At 62.9% G+C, this 21,396-nt stretch carries 18 protein-coding genes; 16 read left to right on the top strand and 2 right to left on the bottom strand.

The features are described from left to right. Positions 1–255 precede the first annotated feature (255 nt). From arcD to K4A76_RS04790, 13 genes are all read left to right on the top strand, one after another. On the top strand, positions 256–1,683 hold the full coding sequence (gene arcD, locus K4A76_RS04850; RefSeq protein ID WP_274411663.1) for an arginine-ornithine antiporter: 1,428 nt from the start codon (positions 256–258) through the stop codon (positions 1,681–1,683). Positions 1,684–1,715: 32 nt separating this feature from the next. Continuing rightward, a complete protein-coding gene (gene arcA / locus K4A76_RS04845; RefSeq protein WP_009683387.1) occupies positions 1,716–2,969 on the top strand; it encodes an arginine deiminase in 1,254 nt (417 codons plus the stop codon). A 68-nt stretch (positions 2,970–3,037) separates the two neighbouring features. Then, positions 3,038–4,048, top strand: a complete 1,011-nt coding sequence (locus tag K4A76_RS04840) for an ornithine carbamoyltransferase (RefSeq protein ID WP_274411662.1) — start codon at positions 3,038–3,040, stop codon at positions 4,046–4,048. Between the two features lie 177 nt (positions 4,049–4,225). Further along, positions 4,226–5,155 carry a carbamate kinase gene (gene arcC, locus K4A76_RS04835; protein ID WP_009683385.1) on the top strand — a complete coding sequence of 310 codons (930 nt, stop codon included), beginning with the start codon at positions 4,226–4,228 and terminating at the stop codon, positions 5,153–5,155. Positions 5,156–5,211: 56 nt separating this feature from the next. After that, entirely contained in the window at positions 5,212–5,580 is a 369-nt protein-coding gene (locus K4A76_RS04830; RefSeq protein ID WP_274411661.1) for a DUF5064 family protein, read from the top strand. 418 nt (positions 5,581–5,998) lie between these two features. After that, on the top strand, positions 5,999–7,507 hold the full coding sequence (locus tag K4A76_RS04825) for a sigma-54-dependent transcriptional regulator (RefSeq protein ID WP_047150239.1): 1,509 nt from the start codon (positions 5,999–6,001) through the stop codon (positions 7,505–7,507). 166 nt (positions 7,508–7,673) lie between these two features. After that, positions 7,674–8,879 carry a sodium/glutamate symporter gene (gene gltS, locus K4A76_RS04820; protein WP_274411660.1) on the top strand — a complete coding sequence of 402 codons (1,206 nt, stop codon included), beginning with the start codon at positions 7,674–7,676 and terminating at the stop codon, positions 8,877–8,879. Positions 8,880–9,205: 326 nt separating this feature from the next. After that, complete coding sequence (gcvH, locus tag K4A76_RS04815) at positions 9,206–9,589, top strand: glycine cleavage system protein GcvH (protein ID WP_274411659.1); 384 nt, start codon at positions 9,206–9,208, stop codon at positions 9,587–9,589. A gap of 10 nt (positions 9,590–9,599) precedes the next feature. After that, positions 9,600–12,455 (top strand): aminomethyl-transferring glycine dehydrogenase, encoded by a 2,856-nt coding sequence (gcvP, locus tag K4A76_RS04810; protein WP_274411658.1) that lies wholly within the window; start codon positions 9,600–9,602, stop codon positions 12,453–12,455. Positions 12,456–12,611: 156 nt separating this feature from the next. Further along, a complete protein-coding gene (locus K4A76_RS04805) occupies positions 12,612–13,988 on the top strand; it encodes an L-serine ammonia-lyase (protein ID WP_054911603.1) in 1,377 nt (458 codons plus the stop codon). Positions 13,989–14,015: 27 nt separating this feature from the next. Next, the gene (gene gcvT, locus K4A76_RS04800; RefSeq protein WP_274411657.1) at positions 14,016–15,137 is read left to right on the top strand and encodes a glycine cleavage system aminomethyltransferase GcvT; all 1,122 of its coding nucleotides are present in this window, start codon (positions 14,016–14,018) and stop codon (positions 15,135–15,137) included. A 358-nt stretch (positions 15,138–15,495) separates the two neighbouring features. Next, the gene (locus K4A76_RS04795) at positions 15,496–15,708 is read left to right on the top strand and encodes a cold-shock protein (protein WP_003257941.1); all 213 of its coding nucleotides are present in this window, start codon (positions 15,496–15,498) and stop codon (positions 15,706–15,708) included. An 89-nt stretch (positions 15,709–15,797) separates the two neighbouring features. Beyond that, positions 15,798–16,286 carry an RDD family protein gene (locus K4A76_RS04790; protein WP_009687037.1) on the top strand — a complete coding sequence of 163 codons (489 nt, stop codon included), beginning with the start codon at positions 15,798–15,800 and terminating at the stop codon, positions 16,284–16,286. A 224-nt stretch (positions 16,287–16,510) separates the two neighbouring features. Here K4A76_RS04790 and lptG read toward each other — a convergent pair whose 3' ends face one another. Beyond that, complete coding sequence (gene lptG, locus K4A76_RS04785) at positions 16,511–17,572, bottom strand: LPS export ABC transporter permease LptG (protein ID WP_274411656.1); 1,062 nt, start codon at positions 17,570–17,572, stop codon at positions 16,511–16,513. Continuing rightward, positions 17,565–18,680, bottom strand: a complete 1,116-nt coding sequence (gene lptF / locus K4A76_RS04780) for an LPS export ABC transporter permease LptF (protein ID WP_029886778.1) — start codon at positions 18,678–18,680, stop codon at positions 17,565–17,567. Before lptF ends, lptG begins: the two co-directional genes overlap by 8 nt. 301 nt (positions 18,681–18,981) lie before the next feature. Here lptF and K4A76_RS04775 point away from each other — a divergent pair, with 301 nt between their 5' ends. Genes K4A76_RS04775 through K4A76_RS04765 form a run of 3 tightly spaced genes read left to right on the top strand, consistent with a single transcriptional unit; the run spans position 18,982 to position 21,301 of the window. Further along, complete coding sequence (locus K4A76_RS04775; protein ID WP_274411655.1) at positions 18,982–20,475, top strand: leucyl aminopeptidase; 1,494 nt, start codon at positions 18,982–18,984, stop codon at positions 20,473–20,475. 50 nt (positions 20,476–20,525) lie between these two features. Next, the gene (locus K4A76_RS04770; protein WP_009687042.1) at positions 20,526–20,954 is read left to right on the top strand and encodes a DNA polymerase III subunit chi; all 429 of its coding nucleotides are present in this window, start codon (positions 20,526–20,528) and stop codon (positions 20,952–20,954) included. Positions 20,955–20,959: 5 nt separating this feature from the next. Further along, positions 20,960–21,301 carry a DNA polymerase III subunit chi gene (locus tag K4A76_RS04765; protein WP_274411654.1) on the top strand — a complete coding sequence of 114 codons (342 nt, stop codon included), beginning with the start codon at positions 20,960–20,962 and terminating at the stop codon, positions 21,299–21,301. The last annotated feature ends 95 nt before the right edge of the window (positions 21,302–21,396 follow it).

Raw genomic sequence — 21,396 nt, 5'->3', positions numbered from 1 at the left:
TGAAATACGCGTAAAAAAGTGGCGAAAGCCGCGAAAGCGACTAGCGTCAAGCATCGCAGGTTGAACAGAGCGTTTGCTCTAGAATGACATGGAGGTGCCAGCGCGCAAGGCCTGCAGCTTGAGATGTCGGCACACTCCAGGAGCACCGTGAAGGTTTTTTCCTACTTCACGGCACCATGACCTGACACACGTCAGCGAATGGCTGAGACGGCGGATTTATGCTGTCGTCAACTTTCTCCTGGCAGGAGTTGTTAAATGTCTGATTCATCCGGAAAATTGAAACTCGGTGCATTAGTTGCACTCGTGGTCGGCTCGATGATTGGCGGCGGCATATTCTCGCTGCCGCAGAACATGGCGGCCAGCGCAGGGGTTGGCGCGGTACTGATCGGCTGGGCCATCACTGCCGTGGGCATGCTGACCCTGGCCTTCGTGTTCCAGACCCTGGCCAACCGCAAACCAGATCTCGATGGCGGGGTGTATGCCTACGCCAAGGCCGGCTTTGGCGACTACATGGGCTTTTCTTCGGCCTGGGGCTACTGGATCAGTGCCTGGCTGGGCAACGTCGGCTACTTCGTGCTGCTGTTCAGCACCCTGGGCTACTTCTTCCCGGTCTTTGGCGAGGGCAACACGCCAGCCGCCATCATCGGTGCCTCGCTACTGCTATGGGCTGTGCATTTCCTGGTCTTGCGCGGCATCAAGGAAGCGGCGTTCATCAACCTGGTCACCACCGTGGCCAAGGTGGTGCCGCTGGTGCTGTTCGCCCTGATCTGCCTGTTCGCCTTCAAGCTGGACATCTTCACCGCAGACATCTGGGGCCGGGGCACGCCCGAACTGGGCAGTGTGATGAACCAGGTCCGCAACATGATGCTGGTCACCGTATGGGTGTTCATCGGTATCGAGGGTGCGAGCATCTTCTCGTCACGCGCCGAAAAGCGCGCCGACGTGGGCAAGGCCACGGTCATCGGCTTCGTGACCGTGCTGTTGTTCCTGGTACTGGTCAATGTGCTGTCGCTGGGCATCATGACCCAACCGGAACTGGCCAAGCTGCAGAACCCGTCGATGGCAGCCGTGCTGGAGCATGTGGTCGGCCACTGGGGGGCGGTACTGATCAGTGTCGGCCTGATCATCTCGTTGCTGGGGGCCTTGCTGTCGTGGGTGCTGCTGTGCGCCGAAATCATGTTCGCCGCCGCCAAGGACCACACCATGCCGGCATTCCTGCGCCGCGAGAACGCCAACCAGGTACCTGCCAATGCGCTGTGGCTGACCAACGCCATGGTGCAGGTCTTCCTGGTGATCACGCTGTTTTCCAGCAGCACCTACCTGTCGCTGATCTACCTCGCCACCTCGATGATTCTGGTGCCCTACCTGTGGTCGGCGGCCTACGCCTTCCTGCTGGCGCTGCGCAGCGAAACCTATGAGCAGGCCCTGGCCGAACGCAAGAAAGACCTGATCATCGGCGCTATCGCCCTGCTGTACGCCATCTGGCTGCTGTACGCCGGCGGTGTGAAATACCTGCTGCTGTCGGCATTGCTGTACGCCCCTGGCGCGATCCTGTTCGCCAAGGCCAAGCGTGAAGCGGGCCAACCCATCTTCACCAACGTGGAAAAACTGATCTTCGCCGCCGTGGTGATCGGCGCCCTGGTGGCAGCCTATGGCCTGTACGACGGCTTCCTGACCCTTTGACCACGCTTTCGTCCCATTGGAGGAATGAAACCATGTCCGCTGAAAAACAGAAGTACGGTGTGCACTCCGAGGCCGGCAAGCTGCGCAAAGTCATGGTGTGCGCACCGGGCCTGGCGCACAAGCGCCTGACGCCGAGCAACTGTGACGAACTGCTGTTCGACGATGTGATCTGGGTCGACCAGGCCAAGCGTGACCACTTCGACTTTGTCACCAAGATGCGTGAGCGTGGCGTGGATGTGCTGGAAATGCACAACCTGCTGACCGACATCGTGCAGCAACCTGAAGCGCTGAAGTGGATTCTGGACCGCAAGATCACCGCCGATACCGTCGGCGTGGGCCTGACCAATGAAGTGCGCAGCTGGCTGGAAGGTCTCGAACCGCGCCACTTGGCCGAATTCCTGATCGGCGGCGTGGCCGGCCAGGACCTGCCGCAGAGCGAAGGCGCCGAAGTGGTCAAGATGTACAACGACTACCTGGGGCACTCCAGCTTCATCCTGCCACCGCTGCCCAACACCCAGTTCACCCGTGACACCACCTGCTGGATCTACGGCGGCGTCACGTTGAACCCGATGTACTGGCCAGCACGGCGCCAGGAAACGCTACTCACCACCGCCATCTACAAATTCCACCCGGCGTTCACCAGCGCCGACTTCCAGGTGTGGTATGGCGACCCGGACAAGGACCACGGCAACGCCACGCTCGAGGGTGGCGACGTGATGCCGATCGGTAATGGCGTGGTGCTGATCGGCATGGGCGAGCGCACCTCGCGCCAGGCAATCGGTCAGCTGGCCCAGAGCCTGTTCGCCCACGGTGCGGTCAGGGAAGTGGTGGTCGCCGGCCTGCCCAAGTCGCGCGCCGCCATGCACCTGGACACCGTGTTCAGCTTCTGCGACCGCGACCTGGTCACGGTCTTCCCGGAAGTGGTCAAGGAAATCGTGCCGTTCATCATTCGCCCGGACGAAAGCAAGCCGTACGGCATGGACGTGCGCCGCGTGAACAAGTCGTTCATCGACGTGGTCGGCGAACAGCTTGGGGTCAAGCTGCGGGTGGTCGAAACCGGCGGCAACAGCTTCGCCGCCGAACGCGAACAGTGGGATGACGGCAACAACGTGGTGGCCCTCGAACCAGGCGTGGTCATCGGCTACGACCGCAATACCTACACCAACACCCTGCTGCGCAAGGCTGGCATCGAGGTCATCACCATCAGCGCCGGCGAACTGGGCCGGGGCCGGGGCGGCGGCCACTGCATGACCTGCCCGATCATCCGTGACCCCATCGATTACTAACGCCCATTACCCTGGCCGCGCTTACCCAGCGGCGGCCGGTGCGTTCACCCTACCCAAGGAGAAAAGTCATGGCGTTCAACATTCACAACCGCAACCTGCTGAGCCTGGAACACCACACCACGCGCGAGTTGCGCTACCTGCTGGACCTGTCCCGCGACCTCAAGCGCGCCAAGTACACCGGCACCGAACAGCAACACCTGAAGGGCAACAACATTGCCCTGATCTTCGAAAAAACCTCCACCCGCACCCGCTGCGCCTTCGAAGTGGCGGCCTACGACCAGGGCGCCAATGTCACCTATATCGACCCCAACTCATCGCAGATCGGCCACAAGGAAAGCATGAAGGACACCGCCCGCGTACTCGGGCGCATGTACGACGCCATCGAATACCGTGGCTTCAAGCAGGAAATCGTCGAAGAGCTGGCCAAGTTCGCCGGGGTGCCGGTGTTCAACGGCCTGACCGACGAGTATCACCCTACCCAGATGATCGCCGACGTGCTGACCATGCGCGAGCACAGCGACAAGCCGTTGCACGACATCAGCTACGCCTACCTGGGCGATGCGCGCAACAACATGGGCAACTCGCTGCTGCTGATCGGCGCCAAACTCGGCATGGACGTGCGCATCGCCGCGCCCAAGGCGCTGTGGCCACATGAGGACCTGGTTGAGCGCTGCAAGCAGTACGCAGAAGAAAGTGGCGCGCGTATCACCCTGACCGAAGACCCGCTGGCCGCGGTCAAGGGCGCGGACTTCGTGCACACCGACGTGTGGGTATCGATGGGTGAACCGATCGAGGCCTGGGGCGAGCGTATCAAGCTGCTCAAGCCTTACCAGGTGAATGCGCAACTGATGAAGGCCACTGGCAACCCCCGCACCAAGTTCATGCATTGCCTGCCGGCGTTCCACAACTCCGAAACCAAGGTGGGCAAGCAGATTGCCGAACAGTACCCGGACTTGGCCAACGGCATCGAAGTGACCGACGACGTATTCGAGTCGCCCGCTTGCATTGCCTTCGAGCAGGCGGAAAACCGCATGCATACGATCAAGGCGATCCTGGTTTCGACCCTGGCTGACCTCTGAAAGCGGCAAGCGGCAAGCTGCAAGCTGAAAGCTGAAAGCTGAAAGCTGAAAGCTGAAAGCTGAAAGCTGAAAGCTGAAAGCTGAAAGCTGAAAGCTGAAAGCAGCTGATCACACCGGCCTGCTTCTGCTTGCAACTTGCCGCTCGCAGCCCCAAGCCCACCTCAAAAGGACATTCCCATGCGTATCGTTGTTGCATTGGGCGGCAACGCCCTGCTGCGCCGCGGCGAACCCATGACCGCTGACAACCAGCGTGCCAATATCCGCACCGCCGCCGAACAGATCGCCAAGATCCACCCCGGCAACGAGCTGGTCATTGCCCACGGTAACGGCCCGCAGGTCGGCCTGCTGTCGTTGCAGGGCCTTTCCTACAAACCGGACGAGGCTTACCCGCTGGACGTGCTGGGCGCCGAGACCGAGGGCATGATCGGCTACATGATCGAGCAGGAGCTGGGCAACCTGCTGGCCTTCGAAGTGCCGTTCGCGACCTTGCTGACCCAGGTTGAAGTCGACGCCAACGATCCGGCCTTCAAGGACCCGACCAAGTTCATCGGCCCGGTCTACAGCAAGGACGAGGCCGAGCGCCTGGCCAACGAGAAGGGCTGGGTGGTCAAGCCTGACGGCGACAAGTACCGCCGCGTGGTGGCCAGCCCGAAACCCAAGCGCATCTTTGAAATCCGCCCGATCAAGTGGCTGCTGGAAAAGAGCAGCATCGTGATTTGCGCGGGCGGCGGCGGCATCCCCACCCTGTACGATGAAAACCACAAGCTCAAAGGGGTGGAGGCGGTCATCGACAAGGACCTGTGCTCGGCGCTGCTGGCAGAGCAACTGGAAGCCGACCTTCTGATCATCGCCACCGACGTGGATGCGGCGTACATTGACTGGGGTAAACCTACGCAGAAAGCCATCGCCCAAGCGCACCCCGACGAACTGCAGCGGCTGGGTTTTGCCGCGGGGTCCATGGGGCCGAAAGTGCAGGCCGCCTGTGATTTTGCCCGCCATACCGGCAAGGTGGCAGTGATCAGTTCGCTGGAAAACATCGAGGAAATTGTCAAAGGCACAGCCGGCACCCGTGTTTCGACCGCGAAGCCGGGGATCAGCTACCGTTGAATGCAGTGGGCGGGCCTGCGCGGCCCGTCATTTTCGACCTTCCCAAGGAGCTTTCCATGGCCCAGTACCACCCCGGTCATGTACACATCGAGCGCATTGCGCTGAACAAAGATGACCACAGCTATGACCTGAACATCGAATACGAGGCAGTGTCGGACCCCAAGGAAGGTAGAGGCATTCAGTTCCGCATGCATGGCAGCATCGAAGGCAAGGCAGTCGATGAGGCGTTCTTCCTGCCCAAGGACCAGGCGCTGCCCCGCTTTCTCATGCTGCTGACGCGCAAGGCGCAAGCGTACCTGCCGTCGCCGAAGAAATTCGAGAACCTGAGTTCACCGCACAAGCTCTATGACCATATGTTCGCGGACATTCGCGAAAAACTGGATGTGAAGTCGGGCGACCCGGTCAAGCCTGAACACCTGGAGTGATTTTCACAAGTTTGGGGCTGTCTTGCAGCCCATCGCAGGCAAGCCAGCTCCTACAGGGATCGCATCAGGGCTGACAGGTGTTTGTCAGAAGATATGCAGCGCCTGTGAGAGCGAGCGCCGCCCGCGCGGCGCTTCGCGGGTAAACCCGCTCCTACGTTTGTTTCGGGCCAGTATTGCCTGTGCCGGACGCGCGCGACCGCCTTGTTTTTACGACGCGATATCGTGGTGGGCGCCAAGGCGTTCGCGCGCAAATCCCACAGGCATAATTGGCCCGAAACAAATGTAGGAGCGGGTTTACCCGCGAAGCGCCGCCCGCGCGGCGCTCGATCTCACAGGCGCTAAAGATGCTGCGGCGACCCGGCCCCGGCGATGTTGAGGCATACTACTGCCCTCCCCGGCCACCACCCTCTACGTTCCCATGCGCATCCACGTCAGCTTCATCGACCGCGTCGGCATCACTCAGGAAGTGCTAGCCCTGCTCGGTGCCCGCAACCTCAACCTGGACGCCGTGGAGATGGTCCCGCCGAACGTCTACATCGACGCCCCGACGCTCAGCCCCGCGGTGCTCGAAGAGCTGCACGACGCACTGTTCGAAGTGCACGGGGTTCAGTCGGTGGACGTGGTCGACATCCTTCCCGGGCAACGTCGGCACCTGCAACTGGATGCGTTGCTGGCAGCGATGAGCGACCCGGTCCTGGCTGTGGACAGCGCCGGCAAGGTGTTGCTGGCCAACCCGGCGCTGATCGAGCTGTGCGGCCGCGAATCAGCCGGGCGCTCGGTGGGCGAGCTGTTCGGCGACGCCGGGCTGCTGCAGGCGCTTCTGGACAACAACTTCCACCTGCCCATGCGCGAGATGCAACTGAACGGCCACAGCCTGCTGCTCGATGCCATGCCCATTACCAACGCCGGTGGCCTGCTGACGCTTTACCCGCCATCACGCATGGGCGAACGCCTGTCGGCCCTGCACCACGACCACGCCGAGGGCTTCGACGCCCTGCTGGGCGAGTCACCGGCCATCCGTACCCTCAAGGCACGCGCCATGCGCGTTGCCGCACTCGATGCGCCGCTGCTGGTGCATGGCGAAACCGGCACCGGCAAAGAGCTGGTGGCCCGCGCCTGCCATGCCATCAGCAGCCGCCAGGCGGCACCGTTCCTGGCGCTGAACTGCGCCGCCCTGCCTGAGAGCCTGGCCGAGAGCGAGCTGTTCGGCTACGCCCCCGGCGCCTTCACCGGCGCGCAACGCGGCGGCAAGCCGGGGCTGATGGAGCTGGCCAACCAGGGCACGGTGTTTCTGGATGAGATCGGTGAAATGTCACCGTACCTGCAGGCCAAGCTGCTGCGCTTCCTCAGTGACGGCAGCTTCCGCCGGGTGGGCGGCGACCGCGAAGTGAAGGTCGATGTGCGCATCATCAGCGCCACCCACCGCGACCTGGAGCGCATGGTGGCCGAAGGCAGCTTCCGCGAAGACCTGTTCTACCGCCTGAATGTGCTCAACCTGCAGGTACCGCCCCTGCGCGACCGCGGCCAGGACATCCTGATGCTGGCGCACTTCTTCATGCAGCAGGCCTGCACGCAGATCCAGCGCCCAGCCTGCCGGTTGACCCCGGCCACCCATTCGGCGCTGCTGGCCAACCCTTGGCCGGGAAACGTGCGCCAACTGCAGAACGTGATTTTCCGTGCGGCGGCCATCTGCGAAAGCAACCTGGTGGACATCGGTGACCTGGACATCGCCGGCACCTCGGTGGCGCGCGGGCAAGATGGCGAAGTGGCCAGCCTGGAGCAAGCCGTGGGTGATTTCGAGCGTGAGCTGCTGCAACGTCTGTACGCCAGCTACCCCTCCACCCGGCAACTGGCTGCGCGCTTGCACACTTCGCACACCGCCATTGCCCAGCGCCTGCGTAAATATGGAATACCCGGCAAAGGCTGATAGTCGTTGCAATAACCCGGTAGTTGTTCAGACCTTTCCTACGCGAGTGAAAGATACTCTCCCACATATGCCTCGTAGAATGGTGACGGTGTATTGCCACTTGTCATCCCACTGATCCGCCCAAGTGCGGAGCGTGGTTCGCTACTGGATATAACGAGAGCACCTGATGTTTGAACTCGATTTTTACGGGACACTTGTAGCCGCCTCTCTCGTCCTGTTATTGGGGCGCGGGCTGGTTGCACGGATTGGTTTGTTGCGCGTCTACAATATTCCGGAACCCGTTGCCGGTGGCCTGGTCGTCGCCTTTGCCCTGCTGGCGTTGCGCAGTTTCGATGTGCAGGTGCAGTTCGATACCTCACTGCAAACACCCTTGATGCTGGCCTTCTTCGCCACCATCGGCTTGAGCGCAGACTTTGCCAGCCTGAAAAAAGGCGGGCGTGTGGTGGTGGTCTTCCTGCTGGTTGTCACCAGCCTGTTGCTGGTGCAGAACGCCATGGGCATCGGCCTGGCCTCGGCATTGGGGCTGGACCCTTTGATGGGCCTGCTGGCCGGTTCGATCACCCTGTCCGGCGGCCACGGCACCGGCGCCGCCTGGGGCGCCACGTTCAGCGAAAAGTTCGGCCTGGCCTCGGCTGCGGAACTGGCGATGGCCTCGGCCACCTTCGGGCTGGTGCTGGGCGGCCTGATCGGCGGGCCGGTTGCCCGGCTGCTGATCAAGCGGGTGAAAACGCCGGGGGCCGATGAGGAACAGCCGCAACTGCCCCAGGGTTTCGAGCGGCCTGACAAAGAGCGCCTGATAACATCGTTTTCATTTGTGGAAACACTGGCGCTGATTGCGGTAAGCCTGCTTGCCGGTTCTTTGCTCAATGGCGCACTCAAAGGAACTGCATTCGAACTGCCGACGTTTGTGTGTGTGCTGTTCGTGGGTGTATTGCTGCGCAATGGGCTATCCGCATTCGGCTTCTACCGTGTGTTCGAACGGGAAGTTTCGGTACTGGGCAATGTCAGCTTGTCGCTGTTCCTGGCCATTGCCTTGATGTCGCTCAAACTATGGGACCTGGCAGCGCTGGCCTTGCCGTTCTTCGCATTATTGGCCGCACAGACACTGGTCATGGCGCTGTTCGCAATTTTCGTGACGTTCCGGGTCATGGGTCGTAATTACGATGCAGCCGTATTGGCTGCCGGCCATTGCGGATTTGGCCTGGGGGCCACGCCCACTGCCATTGCCAACATGCAGGCAGTGACCCAGCGCTACGGCGCTTCGAACATTGCCTTTCTTGTGGTGCCCATGGTGGGGGCGTTCTTCATCGACATCATCAATGTCATCGTGATCAAACTCTATCTGGCACTGCCGCTGTTCATGGCAGGTTGATGCCTTTTACCGTACCTGTGGCTTCGCCCGACTATGGGGTTGGCAGTAACGTGCCAAACAGGCGCCGCGGTACTGTAACGTTTTGATTGCACCGTATCGAAAACGCTACATTGGTGTACACATGCGGTTATACAAGGGTTTGATAGAGAAACGCTTTTTCACCCCGCGTGCAATGTAGCGTTTTCGTTCCACCGCCAAAAATCGAGCACCTCAATGAAAATTTAACTTATTGTTTTATAAGCCTTTTTTGAAATTGGCCGCATTATTGCTATGGGAATCCCGACCCAAGAGCGCGGGCACACCGCGCCCAACGCTGAGGATTCCGCATGAGCGAGTTGCGTTTCACCGAAGATCACGAATGGCTGCGCGTCGAAGCCGATGGCAGTGTCACCGTGGGCATCACCGCCTTCGCCCAGAACGCCCTTGGCGATGTGGTGTTCGTGCAACTGCCCGAGTTGCAGCAGTACGAGAAAGGCAGCGAAGCATCCACCGTCGAGTCGGTGAAAGCTGCCAGCGGCGTGTACATGCCCCTGACCGGCGAGGTGGTTGAAGTCAACGCACAGCTCGACTCAAGCCCGGAGCTGGTCAACGAAGACCCCTTGGGCGAAGGCTGGTTCTTCCGCTTCACCCCGGCCAACATGAGCGAAGTCAGCGCCCTGCTCGACCAGGACGCCTATGACCGCCTGATCAAAGCCAACGCCGAAGCCTGAGGACTGCGCCATGACCATCAACCTCAGCACCGCCAACGAATTCATCGCCCGGCACATCGGCCCGCGCACCGCCGACGAGCAGGCCATGCTCGCCGCACTCGGTTTCGAATCGCTGGACGCCATGACCGCGGCGGTCATCCCCGACAGCATCAAGGGCACCAGCGTGCTCGGCGCGCACGACGGCCAGAGTGAAGCCGACGCGCTGGCAGCACTCAAGGCCATCGCCGGCAAGAACCAGCTGTTCAAGAGCTTCATCGGCCAGGGCTACTACAACACCCACACCCCGGCGCCCATCCTGCGCAACCTGCTGGAAAACCCGGCCTGGTACACCGCCTACACGCCCTACCAGCCGGAAATCTCCCAGGGCCGCCTGGAAGCGTTGCTGAACTTCCAGACCCTGATCAGCGACCTCACCGGCCTGCCGATCGCCAACGCTTCGCTGCTCGACGAAGCGACCGCCGCAGCCGAGGCCATGACCTTCTGCAAGCGCCTGTCGAAGAACAAGACCAGCCACAGCTTCTTCGCGTCGGTGCACTGCCACCCGCAAACCCTGGACGTACTACGCACCCGCGCCGAGCCGTTGGGCATCGACGTGGTGGTCGGCGACGAACGCGAGCTGGGCGATGCCAGTGCCTTCTTCGGCGCGCTGCTGCAATACCCGGCCAGCAATGGCGAGGTGTTCGACTACCGTGAAGTGGTGCAGCGCTTCCATGCCGCCAACGCGCTGGTCGCCGTGGCAGCCGACCTGCTGGCCCTGACCCTGCTGACCCCACCGGGTGAGTTCGATGCCGACGTGTCCATCGGCAGCGCCCAGCGTTTTGGCGTGCCCCTGGGCTTCGGCGGCCCACACGCGGCCTACTTCGCCACCCGTGACGCCTTCAAGCGCGACATGCCAGGCCGGCTGGTCGGCGTGTCGATCGATCGCTTCGGCAAGACCGCCCTGCGCCTGGCCATGCAAACCCGCGAGCAGCACATCCGCCGCGAGAAGGCCACCAGCAACATTTGCACCGCCCAGGTGCTGCTGGCCAATATCGCCAGCATGTACGCCGTGTACCACGGCCCGGCCGGCCTCAAGCGCATCGCCGAGCGCACCCATGCGCTGACCGCGGTTCTGGCAGCCGGCCTGAACCGCCTGGGTTTGCAAGTGGTCGGTGCAACAGCCTTCGACACCTTGACCCTGGCCACCGGCACCGCCACTGCCAGCCTGCATGAGCAGGCCCGCGCCCGAGGTATCAACCTGCGCCAGGTCGACGCCGCCCACCTGGGCCTGTCGCTGGACGAAACCAGCACCCAGGCTGACGTGCAGGCCCTGTGGCAACTGTTCGCCGGCAACCAGCCCCTGCCTGACTTCGCCGCGCTGGCCACCAGCACCGGTTCGCTGCTGCCCGCGGCCCTGCTGCGCCAATCGGCCATCCTCGAACACCCGGTATTCAACCGCTATCACAGCGAAACCGAACTGATGCGCTACCTGCGCCGCCTGGCCGACAAGGACCTGGCACTGGACCGCAGCATGATCCCGCTGGGCTCCTGCACCATGAAGCTGAACGCAGCCAGCGAAATGATCCCGGTGACCTGGGCCGAGTTCGGCAACCTGCACCCCTTTGCGCCGGCCGAGCAAAGCCAGGGCTACCTGCAGATGACCACCGAGCTGGAAGAAATGTTGTGCGCTGCTACCGGCTATGATGCCGTGTCGCTGCAGCCCAATGCCGGCTCGCAGGGCGAGTACGCCGGGTTGCTGGCCATTCGTGCCTACCACCGCAGCCGTGGCGAAAGCCACCGTGACATCTGCCTGATCCCCTCGTCGGCCCACGGCACCAACCCCGCTACCGCCAACATGGCCGGCATGCGTGTGGTGGTTACCGCCTGTGACGCCCGCGGCAACGTCGATGTCGAGGACCTGCGCGCCAAAGCCATCGAACACCGCGAGCGCCTGGCCGCGATCATGATCACCTACCCATCGACCCACGGCGTGTTCGAAGAAGCGATCGGCGAAATCTGCGCGATCATTCACGACAACGGTGGCCAGGTGTACATCGACGGCGCCAACATGAACGCCATGGTCGGCCTGTGCGCGCCGGGCAAGTTCGGCGGCGACGTGTCGCACCTGAACCTGCACAAGACCTTCTGCATTCCGCACGGTGGCGGCGGCCCGGGGGTGGGCCCGATTGGCGTCAAGTCGCACCTGGCGCCGTTCCTGCCCGGCCATGCGCAGTTGCAAAACACCCAGGGTGCGGTGTGCGCCGCGCCGTTCGGCAGCGCCAGCATTCTGCCGATCACCTGGATGTACATCCGCATGATGGGCGGTGCCGGCCTCAAGCGTGCGTCGCAGATGGCAATCCTCAACGCCAACTACATCGCCCGCCGCCTGGAAGAGCACTATCCTGTCCTATATAGCGGCGGCAATGGCCTGGTGGCACACGAATGCATCCTCGACCTGCGCCCACTGAAGGACACCAGCGGCATCAGCGTCGACGACGTGGCCAAGCGCCTGATCGACTTCGGCTTCCACGCCCCGACCATGTCCTTCCCGGTGGCCGGCACGCTGATGATCGAACCGACCGAAAGCGAGTCCAAGGAAGAACTGGACCGCTTCTGCAACGCCATGATCCAGATCCGTGCAGAAATCCGCGCGGTCGAGGACGGTAGCCTGGACAAAGACGACAACCCGCTGAAAAACGCCCCGCATACCGCGGCCGAGCTGGTTGGCGAATGGGCCCACGGTTACAGCCGCGAGCAGGCGGTGTACCCGCTGCCTGGCCTGGTGGAAGGCAAGTACTGGCCACCGGTCGGCCGCGTCGACAACGTATTCGGCGACCGTAACCTGGTGTGCGCCTGCCCGTCGATCGAGAGCTATCAGGACGCCTGATCCGGCTCGCTGGCTCCCACAAGGGCTCCACTGCCTGCAAGGGTTGTGCTGCACCTGTAAGAAGCCTGCTCTCACGGGAACGTCGTACCTGTGGGAGCTGGCTTGCCGGCGATCGAGTGCGCAGCACTCGCCTTTTCTTTCTGGAGGGAACGAGCAATGGCTTTGAGCGTCTTCGACCTGTTCAAGATCGGCATCGGCCCCTCCAGTTCCCACACCGTCGGCCCGATGCGCGCCGCTGCGCGGTTTGCCGAAGGGCTGCGCCGTGATGGCCTGCTGGCCAAAACGGCCAGCGTCAAGGCCGAGCTGTATGGCTCACTGGGTGCCACCGGCAAAGGCCACGGCAGTGACAAGGCCGTGTTGCTCGGCCTTGAAGGCGAACAGCCGGACACCCTCGATACCGACAGCATCCCCGCCCGCCTGCAGGCCATCCGCAGCAGTGGCAAGCTCAAGCTGCTGGGCGAGCACACCATTGCCTTCAATGAAAAGCAGCACCTGGCAATGATCCGCAAGCCACTGGACTACCACCCCAACGGCATGATCTTCCGCGCATTCGACAACGCCGGCCTGCAGATCCGCAGCCGCGAGTACTACTCGGTGGGCGGCGGCTTCGTGGTTGACGAAGCCGCCGCCGGCCACGACCGTATTGTCGAGGACAGCACCGCCCTGGCCTACCCGTTCACCACCGCCAAACAGCTGCTCGGCCACTGCACCACGCACAACCTGGCGGTCAGCCAGGTAATGCTGGCCAACGAGCAGGCCTGGCGCCCAGAGGCAGAAACCCGCGCCGGGCTGCTGCGCATCTGGCAAGTGATGCAGGACTGCGTCGAAGCCGGCTGCCAGCATGAGGGCATTCTACCGGGTGGGCTCAAGGTCAGGCGCCGGGCACCGGCACTGTACCGCCAGCTCAGCCGGCACCCGGAGGCCAGCCTGCGCGATGCCCTGTCGGTACTGGACTGGGTGAACCTGTATGCGCTGGCTGTGAACGAGGAAAACGCCTATGGCGGGCGGGTGGTCACCGCGCCCACCAATGGCGCCGCCGGTATCGTCCCCGCGGTGCTGCACTACTACATGCGCTTCGTGCCCGGTGCCAGCGAAGACGGGGTGGTGCGTTTTCTGCTCACGGCTGCGGCCATCGGCATCCTGTACAAGGAAAACGCCTCCATCTCCGGTGCCGAGGTGGGCTGCCAGGGCGAAGTCGGGGTGGCCTGCTCGATGGCTGCCGGGGCGCTGTGCGAGGTGATGGGCGGCAGTGTGCAGCAAGTGGAGAACGCCGCCGAAATCGGCATGGAACATAACCTGGGGCTGACCTGCGACCCCATTGGCGGGCTGGTCCAGGTGCCCTGCATCGAGCGCAACGCCATGGGCTCGGTAAAGGCGATCAATGCGGTGCGCATGGCCTTGCGCGGCGACGGGCAGCACCACGTATCGCTCGACAAGGTCATCCGTACCATGCGCCAGACCGGCGCCGACATGAAAAGCAAATACAAAGAGACCGCCCGTGGCGGCCTGGCCGTCAACATCATCGAGTGTTGACCCACTAACGAAAGCAAGGAGTCACCGATGTCCGAAACACTGCTCAAGACCCCACTGCATGCCTTGCACCTGGAGCTGGGGGCGCGCATGGTGCCGTTCGCGGGCTATGACATGCCGGTGCAGTACCCGCTGGGCGTCCTCAAGGAGCACCTGCATACCCGTGAACAGGCCGGCCTGTTCGATGTGTCGCACATGGGCCAGATCATCCTGCACGGTGCCAACGCTGCCAAAGCCCTTGAATGCCTGGTGCCGGTAGACATCATCGACCTGCCAGTGGGCATGCAGCGCTATGCCATGTTCACCGATGCGCAAGGCGGCATTCTTGACGATCTGATGGTCGCCAACCTGGGCGACGACAAGCTGTTCCTGGTGGTCAACGCGGCCTGCAAGGCGCAGGACCTGGCTCACCTGCAAGCGCAGATCGGCAACGCCTGCGACGTGCAGCCGCTGTTCGAGGCGCGTGCGCTGCTGGCCCTGCAGGGCCCGGCGGCAGCGCGTGTACTCGCGCGCCTGGCTCCGGAAGTGGCCAACATGACCTTCATGCAGTTGCGGGGGGTAAAACTGCTGGGCGAAGACTGCTTCGTCAGCCGCTCGGGCTACACCGGCGAAGATGGCTACGAGATCTCGGTGCCGGCCGGCGCCGCCGAAGCCTTGGCCCGCCGCCTGCTGGCCGAACCGGAAGTACAGCCGATCGGGCTGGGTGCCCGTGATTCGCTGCGCCTGGAAGCCGGCCTGTGCCTGTATGGCCACGACATGAACGGCGAAACCACCCCGGTCGAGGCCAGCTTGCTGTGGGCGGTTTCCAAGGTGCGCCGCGCCGACGGCCAGCGTGCGGGTGGGTTCCCGGGCGCCGAGGCCATCTTTACCCAGCAGCGCGACGGTGTGGCACGCAAACGTGTCGGCCTGTTGCCGCAAGAGCGCACGCCCGTACGCGAAGGCGCGGACATTGTCGATGCCAACGATAAACTGGTCGGCAAAGTGTGCAGCGGCGGTTTTGGCCCGACACTTGGGGCGCCCGTTGCAATGGGTTATATCGATAGTGAACATGCGGCAATCGACACCGCGCTATTTGCCGTGGTCCGTGGCAAGAAGGTGGCCTTGAAAGTCAGCAAAATGCCTTTCGTGGCGCAACGTTACTACCGAGGGTGAATCGGCTTTGTAAAGGTTGCGGGCAGGCGTGGCATATTCGTTTCCGAACCCTGCCCGGTAACTTTTGAACATGGCGCCAGGCCAGCCACCATGCCGTTTGCACGACGGTGATCGGTGCGTGAAAAAAGGCCGTTTTTCCGCGTGGCCGAGGGCTTGTTTTTCGCTCGGGAGTTGGCGTAGAGTCATTCCACTGTGTTTGCATGGGTCGCAATAGTTCGTGACCTGGGCCAGTAGCCAAGCGTTGCTACAACCCGTTCGACGTCTCTTACTTTCCTGCAACCCAGCCCAGTAATCTTTCGCTTACACAAAGTGCGAAAGTAACTGTCATCAAAATTCGAGCTCCATAGGAAATAAGACAATGGCTGAACGTCAGAACGGTACCGTCAAGTGGTTCAATGACGAAAAAGGTTACGGTTTCATCACCCCAGAAAGCGGTCCGGATCTGTTCGTGCACTTCCGCGCAATCGAAGGCAACGGCTTCAAGAGCCTGAAAGAAGGCCAAAAGGTCACTTTCGAGGCCGTGCAGGGCCAGAAAGGCATGCAAGCGGACAAAGTCCAGGTTGCAGGCTAAGCCGAACCCGACTGCAAAAGCCCCTGCCAAGTGCAGGGGCTTTTTTTTTGCCCGTAGAATAGCGGCTTCGTCTTCTGGAGCTGTTTTGCATGTCCAAGCCTTTGCTCACACCCCAGGGTGATTTTCCGCCGGTCGGCCTGGGCCGACGCCTGGCGGCGATGTTCTACGACTTCCTGTTGTGCACCGCGCTGCTGATCGTGACCGCTGGGGCCTACAAGATGATCCAGATGGCGATCATTGGCGAAGCCCGCATGCGCGAGCTGACCGAGGCAGGCGCACTGGACGGCGACCCGTTGCTGTCCACGGTGCTGCTGTTCGCCTTGTTCGGCTTTTTCGCCAAGTTCTGGACCCACGGCGGGCAGACGCTGGGCATGCAGGTGTGGGGCGTGCGGGTACAGAACGCAGATGGTTCGGCGATCAGCCTGTGGCAGGCACTGCTGCGCTTTGTGGTGTCGATCGCGTCGTGGTTGTGCCTGGGGCTGGGTTTCTTCTGGGTGCTGATCGACAAACGCAAGCGGGGCTGGCATGACATCTATTCCGAAAGCCAGCTGGTGCGTGTGCCGAAACAGAAGAAATAGAAAGGCCCGGCCCCAATGAAAAAGCCGACCTAGGGTTAATGCCTGTCAGTTAAGTAATTTGGGGCCGCTTTGCGACCCTTCGCGGGCACGCCCGCTCCCACAGGAGATCGCGCAGCGCCAAGCGTGTAGGAGCGGGCGTGCCCGCGAAGGGCTGCAAAGCAGCCCCAGTAACGCTTAACTCACAGGCATTAACCTGAGGTCAGCTTTTTCTCCAGCTCAAGCCATTACCCCGCCCGGCGCAGCAACCACACACCGGCCAGGGCACAGATGCCCGCCGGGATGACCACCGCCAGCAAGGGCGGGAAACCGAACACCTGGCTCGAAGGCCCGAGCAGGTCCTGGCCGATGCGGAATACGAAGCCCACCAGCACGCCGGTGAACACCCGCTGGCCCAAGGTCACCGAGCGCAGCGGGCCGAAGATGAACGAAATGGCCATCAACACCAGTGCCGCAGTCACCATCGGCTGCAGGACCTTGGTCCAGAACGCCAGCCAGTAACGGGCGTTGTTCAGGCCCTGGTCCGACAGGTAGTGGATGTAGTCCCACAGGCCGGTGATCGACAGCGACTCCGGCGCCAGAATCACGGTGTTCAGCAGTTGCGGGGTCAGCGACACGTCCCAGCGCTCGGTGGGGACCTTCACCACCTCGGTGTGGTCCCCGCGGAAGAAGGTCGTGCTGACGTCGCTGAGCAACCAGTGATCGTCGGTGTACTGGGCACGCCGGGCAAAGCTCGACGTCTGGATCTTGCGCTCGCTGTCGAAACGGTAGCGGGTCACGCCGAGCAACAGGCCGTTGGGCTGTACGGCGTTGATGTGCACGAACTCCTCGCCCTGGCGATGCCACATGCCACGCTTGGAGCTCTGCGCCTCGCCCCCACCCTGGGCCAGCGAGCGGTCAGCCTGGGCCTTGTTCTCGGTGACCGGCGCCACGTATTCGCCAATCAGCAGGCCGACCAGCATCAGCACCAGCATGGGCTTCATCACCGCCCAGACGATACGCCCGATGGACACACCGGCCGCACGCATGATGGTCAGTTCGCTGCTGCTGGCCAGGCTACCCAGGCCAATCAGGCAGCCGATCAGCGCAGCCATGGGCAGCATTTCGTACAGCCGCCGTGGCGCGGTGAGCAAGACGTAGTAACCGGCTTGCATCACCGTGTAGGTGTCGCTCAGGTCGCCCATCTCATCGATGAACGCGAACAACGAGGCCAGGCCGAGGATGATCCCAAGCACTGCCAGGATGGCCAGCAGCACGCTCTGGCCGATGTAGCGGTCGAGCTTAGCCATGGGCCACCTCCGCACGGCGGGCGGCACGCTTGAGGCGCAATGGCTCCCAGTACATCAGGCCAAGGCCGATGAGCAGGAACAGCCCGTGGACCCACCACATGCCCAGGGCAATCGGCAACTTGCCCTTCTCCAGGGCGCCACGTACGGAAATCAGCATTGTCAGGTAGGCCATGTACAGAAGAATTGCCGGCAGCAACTTGAGGAAGCGGCCCTGGCGCGGGTTGACCCGCGACAGCGGAACCGCCAGCAGGGTCACCACGAAGACCAGGATCGGCAACGACAGCCGCCATTGCAGTTCGGCGCGTTCGCGCAGGTCGGTCTTGCCGAACAGGTCGAGGGTCGGAATGGCCTCGCGCTCGGTCACTTCCTCGGCCACTTCCGGCTTGGGCAGCAACACGCCATAGGTGTCGTACTTGATGGCCCGGTAGTCGGCCTGGCCGGGGTTACCGTCGTAGCGGTAGCCGTTTTCCAGCACCAGGTAACGGTTGCCATCGGCCTGGATCTCCTGGTGGCCCTTTTCCGCCACCAGCACCGACGGCGCACGGTCCTTGGTCTTGTCCTGATTGAAGCGTTTCTCGGAGATGAATACGCCACCGAGCTTGACGCGGTCGTCCGACAGTTGCTCGGTGTAGGTGACCCGCGAGCCGTCACGCAGCATCTGGAAACGGCCTGGCACCAAGGTGTCGAACTCGGTCAGGGTGTCCTGCTGGGCGATGATCTGCTGCACCTGGGCCACGCCCAGTGGCGCCAGGCTCAGGCTCAGCCAGGCCACCAGCAGGGCCACCAGTGCGGCCGGCGCCATGGTCATGCCCAGCAGGCGCTGCTGGCTCATGCCAGTGGCCGAGAGCACGGTCATTTCGCTTTCCAGGTACAGGCGCCCGTACGCCAGCAGAATGCCGAGGAACAGCCCCAGGGGCAGGATCAGCTGCAGGAAACCCGGCAGGCGGAAGCCCATGATCAGGAACAATACGCCCGGGTCGAGCACGCCCTGGGCGGCCTGGGCCAGGTACTTGATGAAGCGCCCACTCATGATGATCACCAGCAGCACGGCGCTGACGGCGCTCAAGGTCACCAGGACCTCGCGGGACAGATAACGAAAGACGATCAAACCAGACACTCCTGGGTTGTCAGGGCGGACTGCCATGCAATGGCGCCAAACAATGACTTAGTACATCCAAGACCAATGCCGGTTCGCCAAAGGCGAACCTCCATGTAAAGTGCGCGCATTATCCTGTGATTGGCTGCGCCTGTCACTTGGCGGCGCGTGAAGGCGCATAACGGGGTTGTCAGCACGCGGGCGGCAGGCTCAAACTGGCAGCTTTTCCGCTGGCGCGCGACGACGCGGCCAGGCCCGTCCAGAGCGCTGCAATGTACAGCGCCATTTGTATCGATCATTCGGGGACCCTGACATGGAACTGGTTGTAAAAAGCGTAGCTGCTGCATCGGTAAAAACCGCCACCCTGGTCATTGCAGTCGGTGAAAATCGCAAACTTGGCGCGGTGGCCAAGGCCGTCGACCAGGCCACCGAGGGTGCCATCAGCGCGGTACTCAAGCGCGGCGACCTGGCCGGCAAACCGGGCCAGACCTTGCTGCTGCACAACCTCCCGGGCCTCAAGGCCGAACGCGTCCTGCTGGTCGGCAGTGGCAAGGACGAAGCCCTGGGCGACCGCGCCTGGCGCAAGCTGGTCGCCAGCGTCGCCGGTGTGCTCAAGGGGCTCAACGGCGCCGATGCCGTGCTGGCCTTGGACGATATCGCCGTCAGCAACCGCGATGCCCATTACGGCAAGTACCGCCTGCTGGCCGAAACCCTGCAGGACGGCGAATACGTGTTCGACCGCTTCAAGAGCCAGAAGGTCGAGCCGCGCGCACTGAAAAAAGTCACCCTGCTGGCAGACAAGGCCGGCCAGGCCCACGTCGAGCGCGCGGTGAAGCACGCCAGCGCCATCGCCACCGGCATGGCGTTCACCCGCGACCTGGGCAATCTGCCACCGAACCTGTGCCACCCGAGCTTCCTTGCCGAGCAGGCCAAGGACCTGGGCAAGGCGCACAAGGCACTGAAGGTCGAAGTGCTCGACGAGAAGAAGATCAAGGACCTGGGCATGGGCGCCTTCTACGCCGTGGGCCAGGGCAGCGACCAGCCGCCACGCCTGATCGTGCTCAACTACCAGGGCGGCAAGAAGGCCGACAAGCCCTTCGTGCTGGTAGGTAAAGGCATCACCTTCGACACCGGCGGCATCAGCCTGAAACCCGGTGCCGGCATGGACGAAATGAAGTACGACATGTGCGGCGCCGCCAGCGTCATGGGCACCCTGCGTGCAGTGCTGGAGCTGCAACTGCCCATCAACCTGGTCTGCCTGCTGGCCTGCGCCGAGAACATGCCAAGTGGCGGCGCCACCCGCCCGGGTGACATCGTCACCACCATGAGCGGCCAGACCGTGGAAATCCTCAACACCGACGCCGAAGGCCGCCTGGTGCTGTGCGACACCCTGACCTACGCCGAGCGTTTCAAGCCACAGGCGGTGATCGACGTTGCCACCCTGACAGGCGCCTGCATCGTCGCCTTGGGCAGCCACACCTCCGGCCTGATGGGCAACAACGACGACCTGGTCGGGCAATTGCTCGACGCGGGCAAGCGCGCAGACGACCGCGCCTGGCAACTGCCGCTGTTCGACGAGTACCAGGAACAACTGGACAGCCCGTTCGCCGACATGGGCAACATCGGCGGGCCGAAGGCCGGCACCATCACCGCAGGCTGCTTCCTGTCGCGTTTCGCCAAGGCCTACAACTGGGCGCACATGGACATCGCCGGTACGGCGTGGGTCAGCGGCGGCAAGGACAAGGGCGCCACGGGTCGCCCGGTGCCGCTGCTGACCCAGTACCTGCTGGACCGCGCTGGCGCCTGAGGCCATGACGCCGGTGGTGCCTGGCGCGCCACCGGCCGGCCATACCGACCATGAGCAAAGTCGACTTCTATATCCTGCCTACCGACTCGCTGTCGGCGCGGCTCGATTTCGCCTGCAAGCTGTGTGAAAAGGCCTGGCGCCTTGGCCACCGGGTCTACCTGCATTGCCAGGATGCCGAGCAACGCGACGAACTGGACCTGCGCCTGTGGCGCTTCAAGGGCGAAGCTTTCGTGCCCCACGACCTGGCCGAGGTGCATGCCGATGCCGGCGTGGCCCTGGGCCTGGCGGAACACGCCGGTGACCACCACGACCTGCTGATCAACCTGGGCGCCAGCGTGCCGGGCTTTGTCGGCCAGTTCGAGCGGGTGGCGGAAATCGTCGTCGAGGCGCCCGACATTCGCCAATCGGCGCGAGAGCGATTCCGTTTCTACCGTGAACAGGGCTATGCTCTGCAAGACCACCGCTTACAGCGACTTTGACGACGATGGACAAGCACTCCCCCCTGCCCGACTCTGCTCATCTGCTCGACGACCTTGAGTCGATCCGCCAGTTGCTCGGCGATGCCGACCTGCAACCCCCCCTGCTGACCGAAACGGTCGAGCAACTGCCGTTGTTGCCGGACGCGCCGGTTGCCGAAGCGGCTGCGCCCGAGGAAGACCCACAGACGCGCCGCCAGGACACCCTGCTGCACCTGGAGAGTGAGCTGCGCGCCGCGGCGCAGATGATCATGCAGGACGTGATCAACGACTTTACCCCGCATATCGAGAACGAAATCAAGCGCCGGCTGGATGCGCGCATCGAGCGGTTGATCAAGCGTTCCGAGTAAAACCGCACATCGGTGTTGCCTGCTTCGCGGGCATGCCCGCTCCTACAGGGACCTCAACGCCTGTGATGGGCTTGTGGCAGCAGGCAACACAGTTC

Origin of the sequence: Pseudomonas sp. NEEL19 (assembly GCF_028751975.1) — a bacterium.
Lineage (GTDB): Bacteria > Pseudomonadota > Gammaproteobacteria > Pseudomonadales > Pseudomonadaceae > Aquipseudomonas > Aquipseudomonas juntendi.
Note: the sequence above shows the minus strand (reverse complement) of the source record. Positions and strands in the feature narration are given on the sequence as shown.

Coding starts and splice junctions, on each gene's coding strand:
- arcA (WP_009683387.1), top strand. CDS start 1,716: ATGTCCGCTGAAAAACAGAAGTACGGTGTGCACTCCGAGGCCGGCAAG.
- gcvH (WP_274411659.1), top strand. CDS start 9,206: ATGAGCGAGTTGCGTTTCACCGAAGATCACGAATGGCTGCGCGTCGAA.
- K4A76_RS04770 (WP_009687042.1), top strand. CDS start 20,526: ATGAGCAAAGTCGACTTCTATATCCTGCCTACCGACTCGCTGTCGGCG.
- K4A76_RS04765 (WP_274411654.1), top strand. CDS start 20,960: ATGGACAAGCACTCCCCCCTGCCCGACTCTGCTCATCTGCTCGACGAC.
- K4A76_RS04790 (WP_009687037.1), top strand. CDS start 15,798: ATGTCCAAGCCTTTGCTCACACCCCAGGGTGATTTTCCGCCGGTCGGC.
- arcC (WP_009683385.1), top strand. CDS start 4,226: ATGCGTATCGTTGTTGCATTGGGCGGCAACGCCCTGCTGCGCCGCGGC.
- K4A76_RS04825 (WP_047150239.1), top strand. CDS start 5,999: ATGCGCATCCACGTCAGCTTCATCGACCGCGTCGGCATCACTCAGGAA.
- K4A76_RS04795 (WP_003257941.1), top strand. CDS start 15,496: ATGGCTGAACGTCAGAACGGTACCGTCAAGTGGTTCAATGACGAAAAA.
- gcvP (WP_274411658.1), top strand. CDS start 9,600: ATGACCATCAACCTCAGCACCGCCAACGAATTCATCGCCCGGCACATC.
- lptG (WP_274411656.1), bottom strand. CDS start 17,572: ATGGCTAAGCTCGACCGCTACATCGGCCAGAGCGTGCTGCTGGCCATC.
- gcvT (WP_274411657.1), top strand. CDS start 14,016: ATGTCCGAAACACTGCTCAAGACCCCACTGCATGCCTTGCACCTGGAG.
- K4A76_RS04830 (WP_274411661.1), top strand. CDS start 5,212: ATGGCCCAGTACCACCCCGGTCATGTACACATCGAGCGCATTGCGCTG.
- K4A76_RS04840 (WP_274411662.1), top strand. CDS start 3,038: ATGGCGTTCAACATTCACAACCGCAACCTGCTGAGCCTGGAACACCAC.
- gltS (WP_274411660.1), top strand. CDS start 7,674: ATGTTTGAACTCGATTTTTACGGGACACTTGTAGCCGCCTCTCTCGTC.
- K4A76_RS04775 (WP_274411655.1), top strand. CDS start 18,982: ATGGAACTGGTTGTAAAAAGCGTAGCTGCTGCATCGGTAAAAACCGCC.
- arcD (WP_274411663.1), top strand. CDS start 256: ATGTCTGATTCATCCGGAAAATTGAAACTCGGTGCATTAGTTGCACTC.
- K4A76_RS04805 (WP_054911603.1), top strand. CDS start 12,612: ATGGCTTTGAGCGTCTTCGACCTGTTCAAGATCGGCATCGGCCCCTCC.